This is a genomic window from Exiguobacterium sp. GL_137 (assembly GCF_057834585.1).
The window spans coordinates 2,353,044-2,377,644 of record NZ_CM174406.1 but is presented as its reverse complement, the minus strand read 5'-3'; the positions used below and the strand labels follow the sequence as shown (position 1 = coordinate 2,377,644).

The window sequence follows — 24,601 nt, the reverse complement described above, 5'->3', positions numbered from 1 at the left end:
TAAAGTTCACAAGGGAGTGTTTTCAATGCGTAAACCAATTATCGCAGGTAACTGGAAAATGAATCTTACCCTCAAGGATGCTGTGGCATTCGCTGAGGAAGTCAAAGGAACTGTACCCGCTTCTTCGAAAGTCGACGCGGCTGTCTGTGCACCGTCTGTATTCCTTGCACACTTGACAGAAGCGACAGCTGGAACGGACCTGAAAATCGGCGCTCAAAACATGTATGACCAAGAGAGCGGCGCATTCACAGGTGAAATCAGCCCAGTGATGCTCAAAGAACTTGGCGTAACATACGTCGTCCTCGGTCACTCAGAACGTCGTGAGTATTTCGGAGAAACAGATGCGTTCATCAACAGCAAAACGAAAAAAGCATTTGAGCATGGTATCGTGCCAATCGTTTGTGTCGGTGAAACACTCGAAGAACGCGAAGGCGGGAAATTCGAATCAGTCATCCGTGAACAAACAACGAACAGCTTGAAAGGCTTAACAGTCGATCAGGTTAAAAACCTTGTTGTCGCATATGAGCCTGTCTGGGCAATCGGAACAGGAAAATCAGCAACAGAACAAGATGCACAAGATTCTTGTAAATTCGTTCGCGATGTCATCGCAGCTGAATTCGGTACGGAAGCTGCAGAAGCAGTCCGCATCCAGTACGGCGGCAGTGTCAAACCGGACAACATCAAAGAATATATGGCTCAGCCTGACATCGACGGTGCTTTAGTTGGTGGCGCAAGTCTTGAGACAGGATCGTTCCTCAAACTGTTGGAGGCGATTTAAATGAAAAAACGTCCAGTCGCACTGATCATCCTTGATGGTTTCGGTATGCGTGACGAGGAGTTCGGAAATGCTGTCACGGCAGCAAACAAACCGAACTTCGACCGGTACTGGGAACAGTACCCGCATACGTTGTTGAATGCGCAAGGAGAATACGTCGGTTTGCCTGAAGGTCAAATGGGGAACTCAGAAGTGGGTCATTTGAACATCGGTGCAGGTCGCGTCGTCTACCAATCGCTATCCCGAATCAACAATGCCATTAAGGATCGCTCGTTCTTCTCGCGTCAAGCGATGAACGATGCGGCAGGTCACGTGAAAAAATACGGTTCAGCCCTTCATATCTTCGGTCTGGTCTCTGACGGTGGAATCCACAGTCACATCAACCACTTGTATGCCGTGCTTGAATTCGCAAAACTTCACGAAATCGAAAAAGTCTATCTCCATGCCTTCACGGATGGCCGCGATTGTGATCCGCAATCAGGAGCCGGTTTCCTCCGTGATGCCCAAGCGAAGATGGACGAGTTAAACGTCGGTCAATTCGCAAGTGTCTCTGGTCGTTATTATGCGATGGACCGCGACAACCGCTGGGAACGCGTCAAGAAAGTCTATGACGTCATCACGTTCGCAGACGGTCCGACAACAAAAGACCCAATCGCGATGGTCGAAGCTTCGTACAAAACAGACGTTACAGATGAGTTCATTGAACCAACGGTAGTCGTGCAGGAAGACGGTACTCCAGTAGCACCGATCCACGATAACGATGCGATCATGTTCTTCAACTATCGTCCGGACCGTGCGATTCAGCTCGCCAAGACGTATAAAGAAAAAACAGGCTTCAATGGTTTTGAATTGCCGGACAATGCGCCGAAGAACCTGCTGCTCGTCTCGATGACGAAGTACTCGGATGCGATTGATACGGACATCGTCTTCCCACCGGAAGACATCAAAAATACGCTCGGTGAAACGTTATCGAAACAAGGCCTTAAACAATTGCGGATTGCGGAAACTGAAAAGTACCCGCACGTCACGTTCTTCTTTAACGGTCAACGTGAAGAGCCGTACGAAGGAGAAGATCGGATTCTGATCCCGTCTCCAAAAGTCGCGACATACGACTTGAAACCGGAAATGAGTGTCTATGAAGTCACAGAAGCGCTCGTTGACGCAATCAACTCGGACGAACATGACGCAATTATCCTCAACTTCGCCAATCCCGATATGGTCGGTCACTCGGGTATGCTCGAGCCGACGAAGAAGGCGATCGAAGCGGTAGATAAATGTCTTGGACAAGTCGTTGATTTGATTCTCAGCAAGGGTGGCGCAGCCATCATCACAGCCGACCACGGGAATGCGGACAAAGTCCTCAATGCCGATGGTAGCAAGATGACGGCTCACACGACAGAACCTGTTCCATGTATCGTCACGGTCGAGGACGTCGAACTCCTTGAGCCATTGACTGGCGTATTGGCAGACTTGGCACCAACTGTTCTCGATTTACTCGGAGCAGATCAACCGGCAGAAATGACGGGGAAATCGATTGTATTAAAGAAATAATCCCGTCAATCGATCGACTTGTCACTGTCTCACCACAAACTAATCTTTCTCAAACAAAAAGGAGCGAATTTAAATGTCAATGATTACAGAGATTTATGCACGCGAGATTCTTGACTCACGCGGTAACCCAACAGTAGAAGTAGAAGTATATACAGAAGACGGCGGCTTTGGTCGCGCACTCGTCCCATCAGGCGCATCAACTGGTGAGCACGAAGCAGTTGAGCTTCGCGATGGCGACAAATCACGTTACCTCGGTAAAGGTGTCTTAAAAGCAGTTGACAACGTCAACGAAAAAATCGCACCTGAAATCATCGGTTACGATGTTTTCGACCAAGCAGGAATCGACAAAAAGATGATCGACCTCGACGGTACGAAAAACAAAGGGAACTTCGGCGCTAACGCAATCCTTGGTGTTTCTATGGCTGCTGCACGTGCTGCTGCAGATGAGCTTGGTCTTCCACTTTACACGTACCTCGGTGGATTCAACGCGAAAACATTGCCAACTCCAATGATGAACATCATCAACGGTGGATCACACGCTGACAACAACGTTGATTTCCAAGAGTTCATGATCATGCCTGTTGGAGCTCCAACATTCAAAGAAGCTCTTCGTATGGGTGCTGAAATCTTCCACGCGTTGAAATCAGTTCTTAGCGGAATGGGTCTTAACACAGCAGTCGGTGACGAGGGTGGATTCGCTCCAAACTTGAAATCAAACGAAGAAGCAATCACAGTTATTCTTGAAGCAATCGAAAAAGCTGGCTACAAAGCAGGCGAAGATGTTTACCTCGCTATGGACGTCGCTTCTTCTGAGTTCTACGATAAAGCAGCTGGAAAATACAACCTCGCTGGCGAAGGCAAAGTCCTTACAACAGAAGAGCTTGTTGAATTCTATGCACAACTCGTTGACAAATACCCAATCATCTCAATCGAAGATGGCTGTGACGAAAACGACTGGGATGGCCACAAACTTCTTACAGATCGTATCGGACACAAAGTCCAACTCGTTGGTGATGACTTGTTCGTAACAAACACAGAGAAACTCGCTGAAGGTATCGAAAAAGGCATCGCGAACTCGATCCTCATCAAAGTTAACCAAATCGGTACGTTGACTGAAACATTCGACGCAATCGAAATGGCGAAAAAAGCTGGTTACACAGCAGTTGTTTCTCACCGTTCTGGTGAAACAGAAGATTCAACAATCGCTGACATCGCTGTTGCGACAAACGCTGGTCAAATCAAAACTGGTTCACTTTCACGTACAGACCGTATCGCGAAATACAACCAACTTCTCCGCATCGAAGACATGCTTTCAGACGTTGCTGTCTACGACGGAATCAAATCATTCTACAACCTTAAGAAGTAATTCCAGGTTGATAATTTAACGTGTGTTGTACATTCACTGTACAGCCGAAACCTCCTATTCATGTGTGCGATCCGCACACGAATAGGAGGTTTTTTGTGTTCATGATTCATTGAGTAAAAGAAGTTGAATTCGATCTGACATCAGAAATGATTCAAAACAAATGGTTTTGCCATTGAGTACATACCAACGCCATTCAATTCCAAGGGGTAAAAAATCAAATTTATGAGACCTTTCTTTTACTACCTGGTCATTAAAATGTTATAGTTATAAATAAGTTTAAGCACAATCATTATAAGGCTTAAATACATTTGAACGGGTGAAGGTTCAAAAAACATCTAAAGGAGAAATGATCATGTTAAATTCAGATTTAGATATACGCTTAGAACCACGCATTAAAGAATTGTATCGCTTACATAAGGAGCGTTCAGCCAATATTGATTGGAGTTATCACGAATTCATTCCATGGGACAAGGCGATGTCGTTTAAACGCGTTCCTTGGGAGGAGAGTCAAGTCACGCTTCCGGAAGGTGTCATCGTTGCCGTGGAAACGGCATTACTGACAGAAGTGAACTTACCTTGGTATACGTCGCACTTGGATTACACGTTTAAAAACTCGATGGAAGTCATCAATGATTTCGTCCGTACGTGGACAGCGGAAGAAGACCAGCATTCGAGCTTACTGGAAACGTATTTACTCGTGACGCGAAACGTCAATCCGACACGGTTGCATCAGTTAAGAAGACGCGTCGTTGAAAGCGGCTGGTTCCCGGACTTCACGAATCCATTAGCGACTATGGCGTATACGTCGTTGCAAGAGCTTGCGACACTCGTTTTCTATAACAACGTAGCACGAGTGGCCGGTGCGCATGATAAAGACTTGGCGACACTGCTCCGCCGTTTGGCAAAAGACGAAGCTCTTCATTATGCGTTCTACCGTGACACGGTGAAAGCGCACCTTGAACTCGATCCAAACTTCATCGTGTTCTTTGAAGATGTCATCATCAATTTCTCGATGCCGGGTGCGATCATGCCGGACTTTACCGAGCGTATGAAGACCATTGCGATTGATACGAATTACGGACCCCTCCAATACTTTGACCAGGTATTAGATGTCGTCGTGAAATACTGGGATATTGAGAACTTGCAACCTACGAGCGAAGAGGCCAAACAATCCCAAGCGAATATCATGAAATATCATGGGCGTTTGAAACGTATCAAGGATCGCCAATCAGCAAAAAATAAGATCGATGCATGACGAGGGGAGAATAATGAAAATGACGTGTGAAATATGCGGAAAAGAAACGAATAACCAAGTCAGTTATTTGGAACTGAACACGTGGGAATTCAATTCGTTGAAGACAGAGGAAAAAGACTTTTATCCGATTTGCTACAGCTGTTTTGACAAGCATACGAACGAGTTCATTGATCAGGAAATGGATCTTGAATTAAGAAAAAAACGTTCGCAGATGGTGAATAAAGAAGTCGAGGCAGAAATCGAAGCTATTCTTGAAGTCGAAAATTAAGTAAGTAATCTACGGATTGAGTTGACAGTTTCCCGCTTGGCGGGAGGCTGTTTTTTTGCGTTGAGTATGGTTTGACAAAACTAGCCGTTCGTTTGCTTTTCTAAGGTTAGGTGCAAAGGGAGCACGCTTTTTTTCACGCGCTTTCCTCAGGTGAGACACAAGCCAGTTTGTCTGCCTCATTGAGGCAGGCAATCGGGTCTTGTTTGTCTCTGACAGCGCAAGCAGGCTTGCGCTTTTTCCTGTAGGAGTCGCGTGAAATGCGTGATAACAGTTTCATAGGAAAGCAGAAAAACATTCATAGCTCGACTTACTTCTAAGGGAAAAGGAAGCAACGCTTCCGTCAGGAACAGGCGAGACCCGGAGATCTGAAAGAAATCCGCGGCTCGCATTCCGCCCTAGAAAAGCGAGCGAATGAATGATTTTTGGTACATATAAAAAACGAGACCGACTAAACGTCGAATCCCGTAGTATCAAAATAGAATTATACTGCTTAAAATCAATCCTCGATAAACGTAACGAGGTAATGATGGGCAGAATAGAGTGGAGCACGCGTGACGAAGAACTCTGGTAAGTCGGCATCGATATCGAGTTCACGTAACGTCTGTGGGTCCAGACATTCCTGAACCAGGCGTTTGATGTCACTGAGCAGTTCGTCATGAAGATTTTCTTCCGCTGTAAAAGACCGTTTGGCCTCATCTTTTAATAATAAGACGACCGGTGGAAGACCACGCAATAGATCGACCTGTAGTGGTTCTTCGTTCCGTTGAAAAAAATCGTTTAAACAACTGACGACTTTCATCGAATGATCTTCTTTCATACGAACCCCCAACTTTCTAAAAGTACTGTTACTATCAAGCTATTCCCTAAAGTCAGATAGGATATGCAGATAAACTGGAATCAGGGCATTAAGGGAGCGGATAACCGGGTACAGAAAGAGGTAGGGGGGGATGGAGATGCTGTTTCGTTACTTGTTTTTGGGTCTGGACCCCACGATGGACGATATTCAGTTGCGCATCATCTATTTTACAGAACTGATCTTCTTTATCGGACTGTTTCAAATTACGAGCCGTTTCTCACGCCAAAGCATGATTCTCGGTACGCTCCTTGGAGTGACGGGTCTGATTGCTTTGTTGCCGGGAGCTATCTATATTCTTCGCTATAATCCGGAAGATGCCATCATTGATATTACATTTTTACTGATTTATTTGCTGGAGCCACTCGCGATTCTAGCATTTCTGATAGCATTGTTTCGCCGGTTTTATGAAAAGCGTCATCCGAATCATTCGAAAAAGTCCTGACAAACGTTCTGCTGCAACGTTTATCAGGACTTTTTTTGTTGCATTCCGAAAAAAATAAAATATATTTTCGTAAAAAGGATTGATGTGTAACCGGTTACACAATATGATACATATTGTAAGCGTTATCAAAAGAAAGAGGTGGCGAACATGTCGACCATCCGGGAAGTAGCGAAAGTGGCCAATGTATCCGTCGCGACGGTATCGCGTGTCATGAATGAAAAAGGATACGTCAGCGAAAAAGCAAGAACAGCCGTCCTGCAAGCGATTAAGCAGCTGGACTACCGACCAAACCGGGTCGCCCGGTCGTTGTTTCAAAAACGATCCGGATTGATCGGTTTGATCGTACCTGACATCACAAACCCGTTTTTTCCGCAACTGGCACGTGCTGTGGAAGATATGGCACATCAACACGGATTTCAGGTGATTTTGTGTAACACAGACGAACAGTTTCAGAAAGAACAAGAATATATTCAATCGCTCGAAGCGATGCATGTTGACGGATTGATCATCACAACTAACTATTCGAACAATCCGAACTACGAAAAACTTGAAGTACCGATCGTCGCCCTGGACCGTGTGTTACAGGGAGCGATTCCGACAGTGACCTCAAACGGGCATGACGGCGGGAAAAAAGCCGCCCAGTTTCTGCTTGATCACGGGGCAACCGAACTGGTCGTCATCAGCGGTCCGTCGAAATTACCAACGATCCGCAAGCGGCGTGACGGATTTGAAGAAATTGCCGGTAAACATCTGGTCGCAAGCATCGAGTCGCCGTTTCATTTCCAGGGGGCGCTCGGAGCAGCCAACTACTTATTTGACCATTACGACTGCAACGGAATTTTCGCAGCAAACGATGTCATCGCAGCGGCGACGATTCAGGTTGCAGCGGAGCGGGGAATCGCGATTCCGGAGCAGTTGCAAATCATCGGCTATGACGGAATTGAACTCGGTCAGATGATTTCGCCGCCACTGACGACCATTGCCCAACCGATTTATCAGATGGGCGAACTGGCAGCGAAGCTGTTGATTCAACGGATTGAAGGAAATGAGATTGCAGCCGTCCATCACGAATTGATGGTCGAAGTCATTGAACGGGAAACAACGAAGCGGAAGGATGAACAGTTATGAAACAAATCAGTGTAGTCGGAAGTATCTCGATGGACTTAGTCGTCGAAAGCGATCGTCGTCCCTCAGCAGGCGAAACGGTCATCGGATCCGCTTTCCATACGGTACCGGGAGGCAAGGGGGCGAACCAGGCAGTTGCGATTGCCCGCCTCGGCGGTCACGTCGAAATGGTCGGCTGTGTCGGCGACGATGCGAACGGCGTGGCGATTCGTCAGAACTTCGAGACAGAGCACGTCGGGACGACCCATCTGCAGACGATTGCGGATGAACGGACCGGAACGGCCCACATCACGCTCGCAGAAGGTGACAACTCGATTGTCGTCGTCCAGTCGGCGAACTTAGCGGTCGTCTATGACGAGAATCAACTCGATAGCCTGCTTGGTCAGGCAGACATGATTTTGTTACAGCTCGAAATTCCGCTCGCGACCGTCAAACAGGTGGCGCGTTACGGCAAGACACACGGCATTCCCGTCGTCTTGAATCCGGCGCCAGCCATCGTGCTTGATGACGAGTTACTTGCAGACGTGACGTATTTGACACCAAATGAACATGAATGCGCTTTGATCTTCGGACAACAGCAACCGCTCGAACATTGGTTGACGCAATACCCGAATAAATTGATCGTGACGGAAGGCAGCCGGGGTGCCCGCTTTTATGACGGGGAGGCGATCGTGACGGTCCCTGCGATCAAGACGGACGTCGTTGATACGACAGGTGCCGGTGATACGTTCAACGGTGCACTCGCGGTCAGCCTGACCGACGGTGCAACCTTAACGGAAGCGATTCGCTTTGCCAATAAAGCAGCCGGTATGTCCGTCCGCGCGCTTGGCGCACAAGGCGGGATGCCGACACGTGAACAGATGGAGGTTGAAGCATGAAACGACACGGTATTTTAAACAGTCAGATCAGTAAAGTCTTAGCCGATCTTGGTCATACCGATACAATCGTCATTGCCGACTGCGGTCTGCCGATTCCGGCCGGTGTAGCACGGATTGATTTGGCACTTGAACTCGGAACGCCATCGTTCGTCGATGTTGTTCGGATCGTTGCCGACGATATGGCCGTCGAACAGGTGACACTGGCGACAGAAATCAAAGAAGCTAATTCAGTTGCACTCGAGGCCGTAACGAAACTCGACGTACCGCAAGACTATGTATCGCACGAAGCATTCAAGGAATTGACGAAGCAGGCGAAAGTCATCATCCGGACGGGTGAAGCGACACCGTATGCGAACGTCATCTTACACGCCGGCGTCATTTTTTAAGGGGAGGAAGTACGATGCAAATTGAGATGACAGGTATCACAAAAGCGTTTGGTCCCGTTCCCGTCTTGAAGGGAGTCGACTTCACTCTCGCGACCGGTGAGATTCATGCCTTGATGGGAGAGAACGGTGCCGGAAAATCGACACTTATGAAAATTTTGACCGGTGTTCATAAAGCCGATCAAGGAACGATTCTCGTCGACGGCGTCGAACAGCAGTATAAAAATCCAAAACTGGCGGAAGAAGCGGGAATTGCCTTCATCCACCAGGAACTGAATATCTTACCGGACTTAACGGTCACTGAAAATCTGTTTCTCGGACGGGAACTGAAATCCCGATTTGGTGTCCTGAAACAGGCGGAAATGAAACGGCTCGCTGAACGCGAACTGGCAGAATTAAATGTCTTCATGGACGTGAATCAGCTCGCCCGGACGTTATCGGTCGGACAACAGCAGATGATTGAAATCGCCAAAGCCTTGATGACGGACGCGAAGGTCATCATCATGGATGAACCGACGGCCGCTTTGACGGAACGCGAAATCCGCGCTTTGTTCAGTGTCGCGACGGCATTGCGGGGTCAAGGAGTCTCGATCGTCTATATTTCACACCGAATGGAAGAAATTTTTGAGCTGTGTGACCGAATCACGGTCTTACGGGACGGTGTCTCTGTCTCGACCCACCGGATTGCCGACACCTCATTTGAACAGATCGTCCGCGAAATGGTCGGACGCGAGATGGGCGAACGCTATCCGGAGCGTCAAGTGACACTCGGTCAGACGGTCCTCGAAGTCACCGGGGCAACCGGCAAACGGTTTGAAGATGTCTCGTTCTCGGTCCGTGCCGGTGAAATCGTCGGATTTTCTGGCTTGATGGGAGCAGGACGAACAGAAGTCATGCGCGGCTTGTTCGGGGTCGACCGGATGAAAGCAGGGACGATCAGCTTAAACGGCAACGTCGTCAAAATCAAATCACCGCACGATGCGATCAAACAGGGACTCGGTTTCTTAACGGAAGACCGAAAAGGCGAAGGATTGTTCCTCGATTTTTCACTCCGGGAAAACATCTCCTTGCCGACAATCCGGTCGTTATCGAAGTCCGGTGTCATCTCCGATCAATCGGAGCGGCAGTTCGCCGAAGGATATCTCAAGTCGTTATCTGTCCGGCACAGCTCGATGGATCAACCGGCGAAGTCTTTATCAGGCGGGAACCAGCAAAAGGTCGTCCTCGCGAAATGGCTCGGAACAAAACCGGATGTCCTGATTCTCGACGAACCGACACGCGGTGTCGACGTCGGGGCGAAAAAAGAGATTTATATGATTATGAACGAACTGGCCGCATCGGGAGTCGCAATCATCATGATCAGTTCTGATCTGCCGGAAATCCTCGGCATGAGCGACCGCGTCTATGTAATGCGTGAAGGGCAAATGAGCGGCATGCTCAATCAAGAAGAGGCAACGCAAGAGAGTATCATGACGCTTGCGACAGGAGGACAATGACATGGAATTGATGCAAGGGAAACTGACAGAAAAGAAACCGAGACGACTCGGGATTGGTCAAAAGCTCGGTCCGCTCGCCGGACTGTTCGCGATCATTCTCGTCGTTTCGATCATGGAACCGGACTTTTTAACGCTTAATAACTTATTTAACATCTTACGCCAAGTTTCGATCAATGCCTTGATTGCTTTCGGGATGACGTTCGTTATCTTAACGGGCGGAATCGACTTATCGGTCGGTTCGATCCTCGCCTTGTCATCCGCGTTCGTCGCTGGTCTGATGACCGACGGAACGTCCGCGATTCTCGCCGTGCTTGCCGGTTTGATCGTCGGGGCAATCATGGGTGCTTTAAACGGAATGGTCATCTCACTCGGGAAAGTCGCACCATTCATCGCGACACTTGCGACGATGACGATCTTCCGTGGTCTGACACTCGTCTATACGGACGGGAAGCCGATTACCGGACTCAGCCAGGGTGGCTGGTTCGAATTATTCGGCCGCGGCTACATTTGGATCTTCCCGGTTCCGGTCGTCACGATGTTGATTGCCTTTGGCGTTCTGTACTTCATCCTGAAGAAAACGACGTTCGGGCGTTACACGTATGCGATCGGCGGTAACGAAGAAGCTGCAAAACTGATGGGGATTCAAGTCAACAAAGTGAAGATTTTGATCTACTCGCTGTCTGGTTTAATGGCAGCACTTGCTGGAATCATCTTGACGTCGCGTCTAAACTCGGCGCAACCGACAGCCGGAACATCGTACGAACTCGATGCGATCGCAGCGGTCGTCCTTGGTGGAACGAGCTTATCTGGTGGACGCGGTTGGATCGTCGGGACGTTGATCGGTGCCTTGATTATCGGGACACTCAACAACGGACTGAACCTGCTTGGTGTCTCGTCCTTCTTCCAGCTTGTCGTCAAAGGGCTCGTCATCCTGTTCGCGGTACTCGCGGACCGGAAACAAACTACGTGATTTACCATCCAAAAGGAGGATATTGATATGAAAAAACTACTCGCACTCGTCATGATGGCTTTAATGGTCTTCGCAGCGGCTTGTTCGACGGAACAACCGGGCAGTGACACGGAAAAAGAGAAGAAAACAAAAGATTTCAAGATTGGTCTGTCGATTTCGACGCTCAACAACCCGTTCTTTGTTTCACTTAAAGAAGGGGCAGAAAAAGAAGCAAAAGCACAAGGCGCAACATTACAAGTCGCGGATGCACAAGATGATGCGGCCAAACAAGCAAGCGACATCGAAGACATGATTCAAAAGAAAGTCGATCTTATCTTGATCAACCCAACCGATTCAGCAGCAGTCGGTGCAGCTGTTCAAACAGCAAACGATGCGGACATCCCGGTCATCACAGTTGACCGCAATGCAGAAGCCGGTGACGTCATCGCGCACATCGCGTCGGATAACGTAGCAGGTGGGAAACAAGCGGGTGAGTACATGATCGAACTCGTTGGCGACAAAGCGAAAGTCGTTGAACTTGAAGGAATCCCGGGCGCATCTGCAACACGCGACCGTGGCGAAGGTTTCCACGCGGCAGTCGACAGCAAGCTTGACGTCGTCGCTAAACAATCAGCAAACTTCGACCGGGCAAAAGGTCTGTCGGTCATGGAAAACATCCTGCAAAACAACAAAGACATCAAAGCGGTCTTCGCGCACAACGATGAAATGGCCCTTGGTGCCGTTGAAGCGTTGAAAGCAGCAGGCATGGAAGATGTCAAAGTCATCGGGTTTGACGCAACAGATGATGCGGTCAAAGCAGTCGAAGATGGTAAAATGGCCGGAACCGTTGCTCAAAAACCGGCAGAAATCGGTAAAACGGGGATCGACACAGCGATCAAACACCTTAAAGGGGAAACAGTCGAGAAGAACATTCCAGTCGAACTCGATCTCATCAAACAATAATTTTCCTCACCAGCCAGGCTGATTTTGTCAGCCGGCTGGTGTTTTTTGGAGGTAAGATGAACTTCGCGAATCTATACCTTGTTCCCGTAGTTGTTTTTCTCTATAATGAAAGAAGCGTATATTACTGAAGGAGGATCATCGATGATCATTCATAACGTGGCTCTTGTCGGCCTCATCGTCGTTTCCGTTCTTCTCATCATCGTCGTTCTCTTGATGTCAGGCCGTACGGCTGGACTCGGAGCATTGACAGGTGGGGCAGAACAATTATTTGGTCGCCAAAAAGCCCGTGGCTTGGATGCGGTCCTAAATCGTGTAGCGTCTATTTTAGGGGCATTATTCTTTATCTTGGCGTTACTCGTCGCTTTTTATAAGTGAGTACTGAAACGACAGCCGTCCGATCGCGCTGTCGTTTTTTCTTATTTTCTCGATTTCTAAATTTTCATTTTGGGGTATAGAGTTAGAGGGGGAATCATTTTATGAAAATTACATTACCAAAACCATTCTTTTTTGAAGGCGGCAACCGGGCAGTCCTGCTGTTGCACGGCTTCACCGGCTCAAGCGCCGATGTCCGGATGCTCGGACGTTACCTGCAAAAACATGGTTATACATCACTGGCACCACAATATAAAGGGCACGCTGCCCCACCCGAAGAGCTGACGAAGACCGGGCCAGCCGACTGGTGGCAGGATGTCCTCGACGGTTACGAAGAGTTAAAAGCGAAAGGATACGACGAGATTGCGGTCTGCGGACTGTCGCTCGGCGGTGTCATGTCGCTTCGACTTTCGATGCACCGTCCGGTCAAAGCGGTCATTCCGATGTGTGCGCCGGCTTACATCAAAAGTGAAGATGTCATGTATGCAGGAGTCACGGAGTATGCCAGAGAATTTAAGAAGCGAGAAGGAAAATCGGTCGAGGAAATCGAGCAGGAGATGGCTGTGTTCGAACCGATGCCGACCTTAAAGGATCTGCAAGCCTTGCTGAAAGATACACGCGATTCACTCGAAGATGTCTATGCACCGACACTCGTCATCCAAGCCCGCAATGATCATATGATCAACACGGATTCAGCCAACATCATCCACGATGGTGTCAGTGCCTTACAAAAAGATCTGATCTGGTATGAGAACTCAGGTCATGTCATTACGCTCGACAAAGAAAAAGAAACGCTCCATCAAGACATCCATGAATTTTTGGACGGCTTGAACTGGAGCCATTAACTGGAGGTGTCACGTTGGAATTACGTGAACGCATATTAGAGGTCATCGCAGCGGACGAACGTCCGTTGTCGATTGATCAATTAACGAAAAAACTGGAATTAACGGATACGGCACAGTTCAAGGAACTGATCCGGACGTTAAATGAACTCGAAGAAGAAGCGCTTGTCGCGCGGACCCGTTCGAACAAATACGGGACACTCGCCCAAATCGGGCAAGTTGCGGGAAAAATCTCGGTCCACCAACGTGGATTCGGATTCGTTTCACCGGAAGACGGTTCAGCAGGCGATATCTTCCTGCCGGCACCGGAGCTCGGCAATGTCTATAACGGGGACCGTGTCCTCGTCAAAGTCTTTGCTGAATCAAACGGCGGGGACCGCCGTGAAGGAAAGTTACTCAAGATTCTTTCGCGCGGACCGGCTGATTTCGTCGGGACGTTCGTCAATCCAAAAGGACGGATTGAGTCGATCGCCTACATCGAGCCGGATGATTCGAAGCTGACGTTCCTGCCGGTCGTCGCAAACGAAGATACGCTCGGTGCCGTCGACGGACATAAAGTCCTCGCGCGGATTACGAAGTATCCGGACGGCCGTTATGCCGGAACCGCAAAAGTCTTACAAATCATCGGTCATAAAAACGACCCGGGTGTCGATATCCTGTCAATCGTCCACAAGCACGGCATCAATGTCGACTTCTCGGACGCCGCGATTGCGGAAGCAAATGACATTCCCGATCAAATCGATGAGAAAGATCTCGTCGGTCGCGTCGACTTACGTAAGGAAGTGACGGTCACGATTGACGGCGCTGACGCAAAAGACTTGGATGATGCCGTTCACGTCAAGAAGCTCAGCAACGGCAACTACGAGCTCGGTGTTCACATCGCCGACGTTTCACATTACGTCAAGGAAGATTCACCGCTCGACGAAGAAGCACGCGAACGCGGAACGAGTGTTTATCTCGTGGACCGGGTCATTCCGATGATTCCGCACCGTCTGTCAAACGGAATCTGTTCACTGAACCCGCACGTTGACCGGTTGACACTCAGCTGTATTATGGAAATCGATCAAAACGGGGTTGTCGTCAACCATGAGATTTTACAGAGTGTCATTAAGACGGTGGAACGGATGACGTATACCGATGTCCGGAAAATCATCGAACGTGAAGACGAAGAAGTGGTCGCAAAATACCATGATCTCGTCGCTAACTTCGATCAGATGGCGGAACTGGCTGCGATCTTACGCGAACGCCGCTCGCGTCGTGGCGCAATCAACTTCGATTTCCCGGAAGCGAAAGTCCTCGTCAACGAAGAAGGCAAGACAAGCGAAATCATCTTGCGCGAACGGTCGGTTGCTGAAAAACTGATCGAAGAGTTCATGCTTGCCGCGAACGAAACGGTCGCGGAGCACGTCCAGCACCAAAAACTGCCGTTCATGTACCGGATCCACGATGAGCCAAAAGCAGAACGTCTCGATACGTTCTTCAAGTTCATCGCGAACTTCGGGATCAATGTCGAGCGCAAAGGCGAATCGGTCGCACCGAAGACGTTGCAATCGATCCTGAATGCCGTGGAAGGCGAACCGGAAGAAGCCGTCGTCAGTACGGTCATGTTACGGTCGCTCCAACAAGCGAAATATGACGTCGAACCGATTGGTCACTTTGGTCTGTCGACTGATTTCTATACGCACTTCACGTCACCGATCCGCCGGTATCCGGACTTGATGGTCCACCGTCTCCTGCGCGAGTACATCATCTTTAATGATAAATCGCAAAAGACACAGGACCGTTACTCTGCCATCTTGCCGGAGATCGCCGATCACGCTTCAAAACGGGAACGCCGTGCCGTCGATGCCGAACGCGAAACGAATGCGCTCAAGAAAGCCGAGTATATGGAACAACACATCGGTGAGACGTTTGAAGGGGTCGTCAGTGGCGTGACCAACTTCGGTATGTTCGTCGAGTTACCGAACACGATCGAAGGACTCGTCCACATCCAGGCGATGACGGATGACTTCTATCGCTATGATGAAGCGAACTATCAATTGATGGGCGAACGGACGAAACAACAGTTCCGGATCGGCGACGTCGTCGAGATTAAAGTCACCGGTGTCAACATCGATGAGAAGACGATCGACTTTGCAGTCGTCGGCATGCCGGAACGTCAACCGAAAAAACGCTTTGAGTCGAAGACGATCCGTTCAAGCGGCGGCCGTCCGGGACAAAAACGCGACGATAAGAAAGACGACCGTCGCGGGAAGTCGAAGCGTCCGAGTAAGCCGAAGGACCAGTCGAAAGGCAAAGGGTTCGCGCTGAAGGACAAGAAGGATAAACCGCCGTTCCATAAAGCGGTCTCGAATAAAAAACGGAAGCGCAAATAAGCGCTTCTGTTTAGAAATGTGGTGGAAGAGAGATGCCAAAAGGTACAAGTTCAAAAGTATTAGCCAACAACAAACGGGCGTCGTTTGATTATGCGATTGAAGATACGATCGAAGCGGGTCTCGTCTTGACGGGAACCGAAATCAAATCGGTCCGTAAAGGAAAAATCAGTATCGGCGACGCGTTCGTCCGGTTCGACGGCGGGGAAGCGATTCTCTGGAACTCGAACATCGCCCACTTCGAACAAGGGAACCGGTACAACCACGAACAGCTCCGTCCGCGGAAACTGTTGCTGCACAAAAAACAGATCGCAAACTTAATGGGACTTGTCTCGCGCGACGGCTATACAATCGTGCCGCTGAAGGTCTACATCAAGAACGGCTACGCGAAATGTCTGATCGGACTCGGCCGCGGTAAGAAGAAATTCGACAAACGTGACGATCTTAAGAAGAAGGATGCGAAACGCGATATCGACCGCGCATTACGCGACAAGCAAAAGTATTGAACCCGTAACACTTTTCTGCTATTATAATAGTATTCGGAAAGCCCCAATTTTATATCTTGGGGACGTTACGGATTCGACGGGGGTAGTTCGGTCTTCTGTGGCGTGTCGAGGGGTCGGCCTCGTTAAAACGCATCAGCCATAACTGGCAAAACTAACACACAACTCGCAGCAGCTTAATAGCTACTACGGATCCTAGCAGCCGTCGCCTGGTCGGCTGATTTCTAGGGTCTCACTTTAAACAGGCTACGCTTGGACCCTTCCGTCTGGAGGGAAAGAGAAGAGATGGAATCAGACTGGTCGGACGGACGCCTGTCAATTGGCAGCCTGACGACGAGATCCCAATAAACTGACTACACACGTAGAAGCTTAAGTATACGATGCCTTCGGACGTGGGTTCGACTCCCACCGTCTCCATACGACGAAATCAGTGGATTTCAACGAACTGTCAAACTCTTAAATTCGGAGTTTGGCAGTTTTTTTAATTACTAAATACAATTATCGCTTATTTTGGTAGTAAATAAAATAAATGGTTATAATAAGATGTTAGTGATCTAGATTTATTGTTGGGGGAGATGAACTTAAAATATGAAAAAAAATACATTTGATGAAGGTGGAATTAATAGTTTAGGTGGTTTTGCTTATCAAATAAAAATTTTTATATATTTTTTAAAAGATTTAAAGGAAGGAACAAAAATAGAGTTTGAAAAAATTGAAGATGTAAGTATAACAAATTTTAAGGGGATTGAAAAATCATGGGGAAGTCTATGTAATAAGATTATAGAAAACGAATCTCATACTGTTATGCAAGTTAAGAGAACTTCTTTGTCTCCGTCAGATTCATTTAAAGTTTTTCTTAATTGGCTTTTACTAGAAGAATCGGAATTAGATATTAAAAGTTATATTTTGTTGACGGACAATCAATATAAAAATAAAGATAATATGTTTAATAAATCTGCTAAGGAATACTTTGATGAAATTATTTCTTCGGATAAATCTAACAAAGCAACAATCAGTAAAGTGAAAGAAAAGTATATTAACAACTATACTCAATTTGAGATCGACTATTTAAATATTAAAAGCAAGTATTCATTTAAATCTTTATCTGATATTGATCAATTAATAAATGATGAATTTTCAACTCATTTTAGAAGGATTGTTAATGAAATAATTTATAGTTTTAGAATTACAGAATTGATGAAGCATATTAGTGTCAAAGTACTATCAAGTATAGGAAAAGGTATACCATATACACTTACATATCAAGAATTCATGAAATTAATAGAAGATATTTCAATTCGAATATCTGAAGAAAAAATTGACCCTTCATATATTGATTTTAAAAATGCAAACCCTGTAAATCTAGAAGATTTGAAAATAGCTAGTTCAAGAGAATTTTATCAGCTGACTACTTGTGGTATTAATGAAAAAATGATAGCTAGACATCTTGAATATAATGAATTTTATAAAGATTTTAAATTTATGAATTTAGAAAATAATAAAATAAATTTAATAAATAATTTGGAAGAAACAGCATATGAGAACTTTGAAGACGTGAAATTTAGTTTAATAAAAAATAACAATGATGATCCATATAATAGATTACAAGAAACCAAAAATCGAAGTAATTCTTATTCAAGCATTGACCAAATTAGATATGGAGTTGCTATCCATTTAACCGGTGAAGATATTGAATACAACCAAATTTCATGGAGTGATGACCAATGAACAATAAAAAAATTAAACTTGAGTCTGAAACAATACAAGTAAGTATGTATTGTGAAATAGTTGAGAATATTCTTTATGAGCATAAAGACTTGAGTGTTGTTAAAACTTTACTGTACGCATACTTAATAAAAAATGATAACTTCCTTCGAAAAAAAATTTATAACGGAAGTAATAAAAACGATTTAATGAATAAAAGTATATCAATGCTATCTGGAGATTATGAAAGCTTTTGTGAAAGTATTGAATTTATCTTAAAAGCAATTCATTTATTATTAGAAAATCGTATATTGCACCTCGAGAATGAAGTTTTATTATTAAACCGTTCTACATCGAAAAAGAAGATGATTTATAAAGCTACAACCTTTTTAAATAATGCTATTGAAGAATCAAAAAAAGTTAATGATAAGCAATTTTTAAAGGAGGTACTACAAATTGTTTGAGATTAAGAAAATTGTTTTGATTAGTAATGAAGGAGAAAGTTATACATACGATTTTAAAAAAGGCTTAAATTACTTCAAAGGAACAAACAGCTCTGGTAAAACAGAATTTTATAATTTTATAGATTACATGTTTGGTTCATCAGAAAATATAAGTAAAAAGCCTTGGTATTCAGATTCATTAAAAGAAGCAAGAATGACTTTTATATTTGATAATATTGAATACAGAGCTGTTAGATCGATTAACACAACTGAGTGTAAATTCGGTTATTCAGATTTCGGAATTTTGCAAATTCTAGATTTAAAACAATACAAAGAAAAGCTAAATAGTGTATTTACGAAAGATGTTGAATATTTAAAAAGTATTCGTGAATTTGCGGAAGAAGATTTGACGTATAGAACTTTCACGTTATTTAATTTTTTAGGTGAAAAAAGACAGGGCACAATACAAGACTTTTTTGATAAATGTAGTGAAATTAAATACGCAACAAAGCTACCTTCGATTTTAAATTATATATTCAATAAAAATTTAGAGAGAATTTACAACATTCAATTTAAACTAAAGAGGCTTTCTACACAGCTTAAAAAAATTGAAAACGATTCTTTAAAGTATGATTTTGTAAACAAACAGGTTAATTATAATCTTAAAAAATTAGATATTGGGATAGTTTATAATAAAAATAAAAAAGAAGTTATAGAAGAAATAAATAAGTTAAAGAAATTAGAACAGACAACTAAGAGAAAAAATACTGAGTCGATCACTAAATTAGAAGTCATATACAACAATGTAACTGAACAAATTAAAATTTACGAAAATAAAAATAATAGTTTGAAACAGATTGAAAAAAATAATAAAAATAGAGTTATCTTATTGAAAAATTTAGAAAAATTATTAGATTCTAATCAGGATTTTGAATATTTAATTGCTCCTCTAAAGGATATGACCTCAAATCTTGAAACTACAATTTCTTTCGGGAATTATTTATTAAATGACAAAACTATTTTGGAACTGAAAAAGCAACGTGATTTTTTGAAAACAGAAATAGTTGACACTCAAACAGGTTTTCAAATGTATTCATTAATGGATAAAGAAAAAGCAATTGCAGTTATTGAAGATTACTTATCAGAAGATATAAAATATGACGAGGAGTTAATGAAAAAAGTTCGAAATGAAATAAATGAGCTAAAAAAAGAATTGAAATTGCTCCAAAATACAGATGACGTTGAAAAAATTGCATCGTTATCTACCTTTATAACAAATATATATAAATCCGCAAAAAATATTTCTTCAGTAGTTAGCGCTGATATCAAGCAAAATGAATTTAAAATAAACTATTTAAAGAAAGGTAATATTTTACAACCTTCTATTCTTAAAAATTCATCTAATATAAATCAAAACGAAAACGAAAACGAACGCGAAAATTATTACATCGGTAGTATGGCTAGACATACACTGATTCAATTAAGTGGATACTTAGGTTTTCTTGATATGCTTTTATCGGAAAGGAAATATCCTCTAATTCCGATATTAGTGATTGATCATATATCTCAAACTTTTGATCAAAATAATATGAAGGCACTAGGAAGTATTATTGATTCAGCATATCAATCAATAGGAAAAGATAATTTACAAATCTTTATGTTTGATGATGAAAAATATGAAAATCTAAATATTAAACCAGATAACTTTGTAAATCTAGTTACGCCTAAAAAAACTGGTTTTAATCCATTTTATTCGAATTCTCAAAATTTATCAGAATAAAACATAGAGTATAGAAGACATTCACGAAATACTTTGAAACGGAGCTGACACCTATGATACGACGTGCCACCTTGATGGACGGAAAGGCCTTATCGGATTTGATGCGACGGATTGATCGGGAAACAAAATATATGTTGTATGAACCGGAAGAACGCAGCATGTCGACGGAACAGGCAGAAGCGTTCATTGAACGATTTGGTCAGGCAGCGAACTCAGATATCTTCGTTGTCGATGTCGATGAGCAACTCGTTGGCTATGTGTTGGTCGTCGGTGGCAAACCAAGCCGAATCCGTCACCGGGCGAACCTCGTGATCGGCTTGCTGGATGCCTATACGGGGCGCGGGCTTGGTGCCGGATTACTCGAAGCAGTTGATGCCTTTGCCGTTGAAGCGGGACTTGTCCGGCTCGAACTGACAGTCCGGAAAGATAACCTGCGGGCAATCGAGCTTTATCATAAGTTTGGCTTTAACATCGAAGGGACACGAATTGCTTCGCTGTTTATTGACGGCGAATACGTCGACGAACTGGCGATGTCGAAAATATTTACAGCAGAAGAAGTCTAAAAAAAGATGCTCGATTGCCTCCTCTCAGATTGAGACGGGACAGACGAGCACCTTTTTTATTGGGATAATTTCTGTTGTTCGAACTCGACTTCGAGGACATTTTTGGCATAATCCTTACCCCAATCGTACATCGCGTCCAAAATCGGCATCAGGCTGTAGCCGTGTGGCGTCAACGAATATTCGACCTTCGGCGGAACGACCGGATAGACTTCCCGGTGGATGATATGGTGATCTTCCAGCTCCCGTAACTGATTGACGAGCATCCGTTGCGTAATGCCGGGCATCAGACTTTTCAGCTCTCCGAAGCGTTTGGTGCCTTCTTTACCAAGGTGCCAAAGAATCAGCATCTTCCATTTGCCTCCGATGATTGATAGGGTCAATTCCTTTTCACAATTAAACTGCCGGTCTTCAAAATGTGGCATCGATCCACCTCCTTTTTTAGTATAGCCCTCTTGTCATCGACAGTATACTTTTCCGCACTATGTATGAAAAACCGCACTATGTAAATTAAAAGTGCGTACTTCCCAAGTTCGTCTATGAGGATTATATTTAGTCATGTTCCTTCACGAACGTCAGAAGGAAGTGCCAGGATTCACAAATAGAGAGAAGAATGGGAGAGAGAAATTATGAAATTACAACTCGCAATCGATTTAGTAGATACAGCAGGTGCCATCGCTTTAGTCAAAGAAATTGGTGAAGAAAACTTAGATATCGTTGAGATCGGGACACCGGTCGTCATCAACGAAGGGCTTCGCGCCGTTAAAGAAATGAAAGCGGCATTCCCGAACTTAACAGTTCTCGCCGACTTAAAAATCATGGATGCTGCCGGATATGAAGTCAGCCAAGCTGTCGCACACGGTGCTGACATCGTGACGATTCTTGGAGCTGCCGAAGATATGTCGATCCAAGGTGCTGTTGAAGAAGCGAAAAAATCAGGCAAGAAGATTTTGGTTGATATGATCGCTGTCAAAGATATCGCGACACGTGCGAAAGAACTTGATGAACTTGGTGTTGACTACATCTGTGTCCACACAGGTTACGATCTTCAAGCCGTCGGCCAAAACTCGTTCGAGGATCTCGCGACAATCAAATCGGTTGTCAAAAACGCAAAAACAGCCGTTGCTGGTGGTATCAAGATGGAGACATTGCCGGAAGTCATCGCAGCACGTCCAGACCTCATCATCGTCGGTGGCGGAATTACCGGACAAGACGACAAACAAGGAACAGCGTCAACGATGCGTCGGATGCTGCAAGAGGCGTAAATGACACATATTCAAACGATTTTACAAGAGTTGACGTCGACGGTTGAAGCGATTGATCAAGCCGAGACGACGCAACTCGCGGAAGCCGTTCTGAAGGCAGACCGGATCTTTCTCGCTGGAGCCGGTCGCTCCGGCTTGATGGGCAAAGCGTTTGTCATGCGCCTGATGCACATGAACTTCGATGCATATGTCGTCGGTGAGACGGTCACCGCGAACTTGCGTGAAGGAGACTTGTTGATCATCGGATCAGGATCCGGTGAGACGAAAACACTCGTTCCAATAGTCGAGAAAGCGAAACAGATCGGTGGAACCGTCGCGGTCGTCACGATTGAGCCGACGTCGACACTGGCGAAGTTAGCGGACTTAACCGTCAAACTGCCGGGAGTGCCGAAAGAGCGGACAGCCACGGCGGATGAAACGGTTCAGCCGATGGGATCATTGTTTGAACAAACGATGTTGCTGTTTTACGACGCATTGATTCTTCACATCATGGCGGCGAAACAACTTGATTCAAAAACGATGTACGGCAAACATGCCAACTTAGAATAGAAGAAATCATAAGACCGGTAGACGTGTTTGATACGTTTGCCGGTCTTTTTTTTGGTCTGAATTTTAATAAAACATTTCCCCTTTTTATGAATTTGTTCGAATAACACGAGGAATCGACCTGCCATACTGAAAGAAACGGAGTGATGGAAGGGAGGACGGGGAATGCGTTTTGTAAAGCCGATGACAACCATCGTATTGATCAGCAGCTGTCTGCTGTCGGGATGTATGACTGAGACGGAAGAACCTGTCGTGAAACCGCCTGCTGACGTTAAATCAGTAAAACCAGTTAAAGAAAAAAATGAGGTGGAGGAATTTTTAATCAAAGAGCCATCGAAAGATGCGGATACACCGGGAAAAGCGGCCGTCGAACAGATTCAACTGACATTTAAAAATGGACAAACGGCTGTCCCGACCGAAGACGATGTCTTGTCGGAAGCAATTCTCGGTCAAAAAGCGGTTGTCAGTCTGCATGCACCGAAAGCACAGAATAATTACATCATCTTATTTTACGAACGGTCTAATCGCTGGACATTAACCGGGATTCTTCCAGTGGCAGGTCCAAGTAAGTCCGAACGTTCGAAATCACGTGGCTTGAAGCTTCCGTTTCAAACGTTTAAGAAAAATGAAATGGTCTGGAATGACGAAAAAGACGCTTCGACCACGTGGACGTTTACCGGGAAACAGTCTATTATCACAGTCTCGAAGCTGTCACAGCAGACGATCGACGATAAGCGGTCAGCAAGTGTGACATTATCAAATGGCATCACAGCATACACCCACGAGACGAGGCGGGAAGCCAGCTTGTCTTATCAGGATGGCGAACAGACGGTTCTCTTAGGTGGTAACGTCCCGCTTGCCAGTCTTAAAATACTTGCGGAATCATTGCCTTCCGTGAACTCAGGATTGTTTCCGTATCCTGAAGCAGAATAAAAAAATCGCCGTTTCCCGCAACTCCTGACAGAGTTGATGAAAACGAGCGATTCTTTTTTTACATATTTAATGTCTTACCACTTCATGTCAAAATCAGCCCCGACGTCTTTCGCCAAATGCGCATCTGATCCGTAAACGAGCGGAATCCCTAAAGACTGCGTGAGTTGCAGGAGTTCCGGGTAAGGATAGGAAAGACCGCATAACGGTTTGCGCAGTCCTGCCGTATTGAGATCAAGCGTAAAGTCCGCCTGGCGGATTTTACGCACTGTCTCGTCGAGGTTCGCCGGCGTCTGCTCGAGCGGATAGGCTTGAATGAATTTCGTCGGCAACGTCAGGTGACCGAGACGTTTTGGTTGATGCGTCCCGAGGTTCGTCATGACGAGCGCTTGGATGCCTTCGTAATAGCGTTCGTGAGCGGCTGTGACACTGCCTGTCGCCGTGACGATCTCACCAAAACTTTCCTTGCTGAAGTCGACCATGTAATACCGGTCCTCGATCCAAAGGTAATGCAGTGACAGAATGCCGTCCGTCAGCTCGGGACCGTAACGGGCGATGATGTCCCGTGTCCCGTCGACGTCATGCTCCCAGTAATCAAACTCCATCCCGATCCGAATGTCGATATCGTTTTTGTATGTGTCGCGTAACGTCTTCAGTTCTTCAATGTAGCGTTCGGCTGTCGCAAACGACATCCCGGAATCGTTATCGGGTGCCGGATCGACGAGTCCTTCCGGCAGCGGGGCGTGCTCGGTGAAGCTGATCCGTTCGAGACCTTGTAACAGGGCGCGTTCGATATACGCTTCGAGTGGATCCTTTGTTCCGTGCGGACAATACGGGCTGTGGACGTGACCGTCCCATTTAATCAATTGCATGACAAAACCTCCAATATGTTTTTTTCGGTACGAAAACAGGCAAAAGGATTGACAATCGAACCACAAAAAAGGTATCTTATCGTTAAATAATTTAGCGTGGTACAG

General features: G+C 45.5%; 26 protein-coding genes and 1 other RNA gene. 24 read left to right on the top strand and 3 right to left on the bottom strand.

The features are described 5' to 3' along the window. The first annotated feature begins 25 nt into the window (after positions 1-25). From tpiA to AC3IRK_RS12460, 5 genes are all read left to right on the top strand, one after another. The gene (gene tpiA / locus AC3IRK_RS12480) at positions 26-778 is read left to right on the top strand and encodes a triose-phosphate isomerase (RefSeq protein WP_026827585.1); all 753 of its coding nucleotides are present in this window, start codon (positions 26-28) and stop codon (positions 776-778) included. Next, positions 779-2,326 (top strand): 2,3-bisphosphoglycerate-independent phosphoglycerate mutase, encoded by a 1,548-nt coding sequence (gpmI, locus tag AC3IRK_RS12475; protein WP_114595124.1) that lies wholly within the window; start codon positions 779-781, stop codon positions 2,324-2,326. It abuts the gene before it with no gap. A 73-nt stretch (positions 2,327-2,399) separates the two neighbouring features. Beyond that, positions 2,400-3,692 (top strand): phosphopyruvate hydratase, encoded by a 1,293-nt coding sequence (eno, locus tag AC3IRK_RS12470; RefSeq protein WP_114595125.1) that lies wholly within the window; start codon positions 2,400-2,402, stop codon positions 3,690-3,692. 352 nt (positions 3,693-4,044) lie between these two features. Further along, entirely contained in the window at positions 4,045-4,947 is a 903-nt protein-coding gene (locus AC3IRK_RS12465; RefSeq protein WP_012371258.1) for an acyl-ACP desaturase, read from the top strand. 13 nt (positions 4,948-4,960) lie between these two features. Continuing rightward, on the top strand, positions 4,961-5,215 hold the full coding sequence (locus AC3IRK_RS12460) for a hypothetical protein (protein WP_012371257.1): 255 nt from the start codon (positions 4,961-4,963) through the stop codon (positions 5,213-5,215). 496 nt (positions 5,216-5,711) lie between these two features. Here the strand turns inward: AC3IRK_RS12460 and AC3IRK_RS12455 are convergent, their stop codons facing one another. Continuing rightward, positions 5,712-6,032: a hypothetical protein gene (locus AC3IRK_RS12455; RefSeq protein WP_131972318.1), complete on the bottom strand. Its 321-nt coding sequence runs from the start codon at positions 6,030-6,032 to the stop codon at positions 5,712-5,714. Positions 6,033-6,168: 136 nt separating this feature from the next. On the opposite strand from AC3IRK_RS12455, the gene AC3IRK_RS12450 reads away from it, so the two are divergent. From AC3IRK_RS12450 to AC3IRK_RS12375, 16 genes are all read left to right on the top strand, one after another. Next, positions 6,169-6,513: a hypothetical protein gene (locus tag AC3IRK_RS12450; protein WP_188004658.1), complete on the top strand. Its 345-nt coding sequence runs from the start codon at positions 6,169-6,171 to the stop codon at positions 6,511-6,513. 147 nt (positions 6,514-6,660) lie between these two features. Then, positions 6,661-7,641, top strand: a complete 981-nt coding sequence (locus AC3IRK_RS12445; RefSeq protein ID WP_188004657.1) for a LacI family DNA-binding transcriptional regulator — start codon at positions 6,661-6,663, stop codon at positions 7,639-7,641. After that, positions 7,638-8,516 (top strand): ribokinase, encoded by an 879-nt coding sequence (gene rbsK / locus AC3IRK_RS12440; protein WP_489170033.1) that lies wholly within the window; start codon positions 7,638-7,640, stop codon positions 8,514-8,516. Before AC3IRK_RS12445 ends, rbsK begins: the two co-directional genes overlap by 4 nt. After that, a complete protein-coding gene (rbsD, locus tag AC3IRK_RS12435; protein ID WP_131502180.1) occupies positions 8,513-8,902 on the top strand; it encodes a D-ribose pyranase in 390 nt (129 codons plus the stop codon). Before rbsK ends, rbsD begins: the two co-directional genes overlap by 4 nt. A 14-nt stretch (positions 8,903-8,916) precedes the next feature. Continuing rightward, positions 8,917-10,395, top strand: coding sequence for a sugar ABC transporter ATP-binding protein (locus AC3IRK_RS12430; protein WP_188004655.1), 1,479 nt, complete (start codon positions 8,917-8,919; stop codon positions 10,393-10,395). Position 10,396: 1 nt separating this feature from the next. Next, positions 10,397-11,365, top strand: coding sequence for an ABC transporter permease subunit (locus tag AC3IRK_RS12425; RefSeq protein ID WP_114595133.1), 969 nt, complete (start codon positions 10,397-10,399; stop codon positions 11,363-11,365). A gap of 27 nt (positions 11,366-11,392) precedes the next feature. Further along, a complete protein-coding gene (rbsB, locus tag AC3IRK_RS12420) occupies positions 11,393-12,307 on the top strand; it encodes a ribose ABC transporter substrate-binding protein RbsB (RefSeq protein WP_026827595.1) in 915 nt (304 codons plus the stop codon). A gap of 141 nt (positions 12,308-12,448) precedes the next feature. After that, the gene (gene secG / locus AC3IRK_RS12415) at positions 12,449-12,682 is read left to right on the top strand and encodes a preprotein translocase subunit SecG (RefSeq protein WP_012371248.1); all 234 of its coding nucleotides are present in this window, start codon (positions 12,449-12,451) and stop codon (positions 12,680-12,682) included. Between the two features lie 101 nt (positions 12,683-12,783). After that, positions 12,784-13,524: an alpha/beta hydrolase gene (locus tag AC3IRK_RS12410; RefSeq protein ID WP_026827597.1), complete on the top strand. Its 741-nt coding sequence runs from the start codon at positions 12,784-12,786 to the stop codon at positions 13,522-13,524. Positions 13,525-13,538: 14 nt separating this feature from the next. Further along, on the top strand, positions 13,539-15,896 hold the full coding sequence (rnr, locus tag AC3IRK_RS12405; protein ID WP_489170030.1) for a ribonuclease R: 2,358 nt from the start codon (positions 13,539-13,541) through the stop codon (positions 15,894-15,896). Between the two features lie 32 nt (positions 15,897-15,928). Beyond that, on the top strand, positions 15,929-16,399 hold the full coding sequence (gene smpB / locus AC3IRK_RS12400; protein WP_014971147.1) for an SsrA-binding protein SmpB: 471 nt from the start codon (positions 15,929-15,931) through the stop codon (positions 16,397-16,399). 58 nt (positions 16,400-16,457) lie between these two features. Beyond that, positions 16,458-16,816: a transfer-messenger RNA gene (gene ssrA, locus AC3IRK_RS12395) on the top strand. 168 nt (positions 16,817-16,984) lie between these two features. After that, entirely contained in the window at positions 16,985-18,124 is a 1,140-nt protein-coding gene (locus AC3IRK_RS12390) for a hypothetical protein (RefSeq protein ID WP_489170028.1), read from the top strand. Further along, the gene (locus AC3IRK_RS12385) at positions 18,121-18,564 is read left to right on the top strand and encodes a hypothetical protein (protein WP_489170027.1); all 444 of its coding nucleotides are present in this window, start codon (positions 18,121-18,123) and stop codon (positions 18,562-18,564) included. Before AC3IRK_RS12390 ends, AC3IRK_RS12385 begins: the two co-directional genes overlap by 4 nt. Further along, complete coding sequence (locus tag AC3IRK_RS12380; protein ID WP_489170025.1) at positions 18,557-20,323, top strand: hypothetical protein; 1,767 nt, start codon at positions 18,557-18,559, stop codon at positions 20,321-20,323. The genes AC3IRK_RS12385 and AC3IRK_RS12380 overlap by 8 nt, the downstream gene beginning before the upstream one ends. 53 nt (positions 20,324-20,376) lie before the next feature. Continuing rightward, the gene (locus AC3IRK_RS12375; RefSeq protein WP_026832191.1) at positions 20,377-20,886 is read left to right on the top strand and encodes a GNAT family N-acetyltransferase; all 510 of its coding nucleotides are present in this window, start codon (positions 20,377-20,379) and stop codon (positions 20,884-20,886) included. A gap of 56 nt (positions 20,887-20,942) precedes the next feature. Here AC3IRK_RS12375 and AC3IRK_RS12370 read toward each other — a convergent pair whose 3' ends face one another. Then, on the bottom strand, positions 20,943-21,308 hold the full coding sequence (locus AC3IRK_RS12370) for a winged helix-turn-helix transcriptional regulator (protein WP_012371239.1): 366 nt from the start codon (positions 21,306-21,308) through the stop codon (positions 20,943-20,945). Positions 21,309-21,512: 204 nt separating this feature from the next. Between AC3IRK_RS12370 and hxlA the strand changes: the two genes are divergently transcribed. The 3 genes from hxlA (at position 21,513) to AC3IRK_RS12355 (ending at position 23,627) form a co-directional block, all read left to right on the top strand. Next, entirely contained in the window at positions 21,513-22,148 is a 636-nt protein-coding gene (hxlA, locus tag AC3IRK_RS12365; RefSeq protein ID WP_026827605.1) for a 3-hexulose-6-phosphate synthase, read from the top strand. Beyond that, positions 22,149-22,697: a 6-phospho-3-hexuloisomerase gene (hxlB, locus tag AC3IRK_RS12360; protein WP_028105789.1), complete on the top strand. Its 549-nt coding sequence runs from the start codon at positions 22,149-22,151 to the stop codon at positions 22,695-22,697. It begins immediately after the preceding gene. A gap of 162 nt (positions 22,698-22,859) precedes the next feature. Next, on the top strand, positions 22,860-23,627 hold the full coding sequence (locus AC3IRK_RS12355; protein WP_489170022.1) for a hypothetical protein: 768 nt from the start codon (positions 22,860-22,862) through the stop codon (positions 23,625-23,627). Positions 23,628-23,701: 74 nt separating this feature from the next. Here the strand turns inward: AC3IRK_RS12355 and hisJ are convergent, their stop codons facing one another. Next, on the bottom strand, positions 23,702-24,496 hold the full coding sequence (gene hisJ, locus AC3IRK_RS12350; RefSeq protein ID WP_404274719.1) for a histidinol-phosphatase HisJ: 795 nt from the start codon (positions 24,494-24,496) through the stop codon (positions 23,702-23,704). Positions 24,497-24,601: the final 105 nt, after the last annotated feature.

Coding starts and splice junctions, on each gene's coding strand:
- tpiA (WP_026827585.1), top strand. CDS start 26: ATGCGTAAACCAATTATCGCAGGTAACTGGAAAATGAATCTTACCCTC.
- gpmI (WP_114595124.1), top strand. CDS start 779: ATGAAAAAACGTCCAGTCGCACTGATCATCCTTGATGGTTTCGGTATG.
- eno (WP_114595125.1), top strand. CDS start 2,400: ATGTCAATGATTACAGAGATTTATGCACGCGAGATTCTTGACTCACGC.
- AC3IRK_RS12465 (WP_012371258.1), top strand. CDS start 4,045: ATGTTAAATTCAGATTTAGATATACGCTTAGAACCACGCATTAAAGAA.
- AC3IRK_RS12460 (WP_012371257.1), top strand. CDS start 4,961: ATGAAAATGACGTGTGAAATATGCGGAAAAGAAACGAATAACCAAGTC.
- AC3IRK_RS12455 (WP_131972318.1), bottom strand. CDS start 6,032: ATGAAAGAAGATCATTCGATGAAAGTCGTCAGTTGTTTAAACGATTTT.
- AC3IRK_RS12450 (WP_188004658.1), top strand. CDS start 6,169: ATGCTGTTTCGTTACTTGTTTTTGGGTCTGGACCCCACGATGGACGAT.
- AC3IRK_RS12445 (WP_188004657.1), top strand. CDS start 6,661: ATGTCGACCATCCGGGAAGTAGCGAAAGTGGCCAATGTATCCGTCGCG.
- rbsK (WP_489170033.1), top strand. CDS start 7,638: ATGAAACAAATCAGTGTAGTCGGAAGTATCTCGATGGACTTAGTCGTC.
- rbsD (WP_131502180.1), top strand. CDS start 8,513: ATGAAACGACACGGTATTTTAAACAGTCAGATCAGTAAAGTCTTAGCC.
- AC3IRK_RS12430 (WP_188004655.1), top strand. CDS start 8,917: ATGCAAATTGAGATGACAGGTATCACAAAAGCGTTTGGTCCCGTTCCC.
- AC3IRK_RS12425 (WP_114595133.1), top strand. CDS start 10,397: ATGGAATTGATGCAAGGGAAACTGACAGAAAAGAAACCGAGACGACTC.
- rbsB (WP_026827595.1), top strand. CDS start 11,393: ATGAAAAAACTACTCGCACTCGTCATGATGGCTTTAATGGTCTTCGCA.
- secG (WP_012371248.1), top strand. CDS start 12,449: ATGATCATTCATAACGTGGCTCTTGTCGGCCTCATCGTCGTTTCCGTT.
- AC3IRK_RS12410 (WP_026827597.1), top strand. CDS start 12,784: ATGAAAATTACATTACCAAAACCATTCTTTTTTGAAGGCGGCAACCGG.
- smpB (WP_014971147.1), top strand. CDS start 15,929: ATGCCAAAAGGTACAAGTTCAAAAGTATTAGCCAACAACAAACGGGCG.
- AC3IRK_RS12390 (WP_489170028.1), top strand. CDS start 16,985: ATGAAAAAAAATACATTTGATGAAGGTGGAATTAATAGTTTAGGTGGT.
- AC3IRK_RS12385 (WP_489170027.1), top strand. CDS start 18,121: ATGAACAATAAAAAAATTAAACTTGAGTCTGAAACAATACAAGTAAGT.
- AC3IRK_RS12375 (WP_026832191.1), top strand. CDS start 20,377: ATGATACGACGTGCCACCTTGATGGACGGAAAGGCCTTATCGGATTTG.
- AC3IRK_RS12370 (WP_012371239.1), bottom strand. CDS start 21,308: ATGCCACATTTTGAAGACCGGCAGTTTAATTGTGAAAAGGAATTGACC.
- hxlA (WP_026827605.1), top strand. CDS start 21,513: ATGAAATTACAACTCGCAATCGATTTAGTAGATACAGCAGGTGCCATC.
- hxlB (WP_028105789.1), top strand. CDS start 22,149: ATGACACATATTCAAACGATTTTACAAGAGTTGACGTCGACGGTTGAA.
- AC3IRK_RS12355 (WP_489170022.1), top strand. CDS start 22,860: ATGCGTTTTGTAAAGCCGATGACAACCATCGTATTGATCAGCAGCTGT.
- hisJ (WP_404274719.1), bottom strand. CDS start 24,496: ATGCAATTGATTAAATGGGACGGTCACGTCCACAGCCCGTATTGTCCG.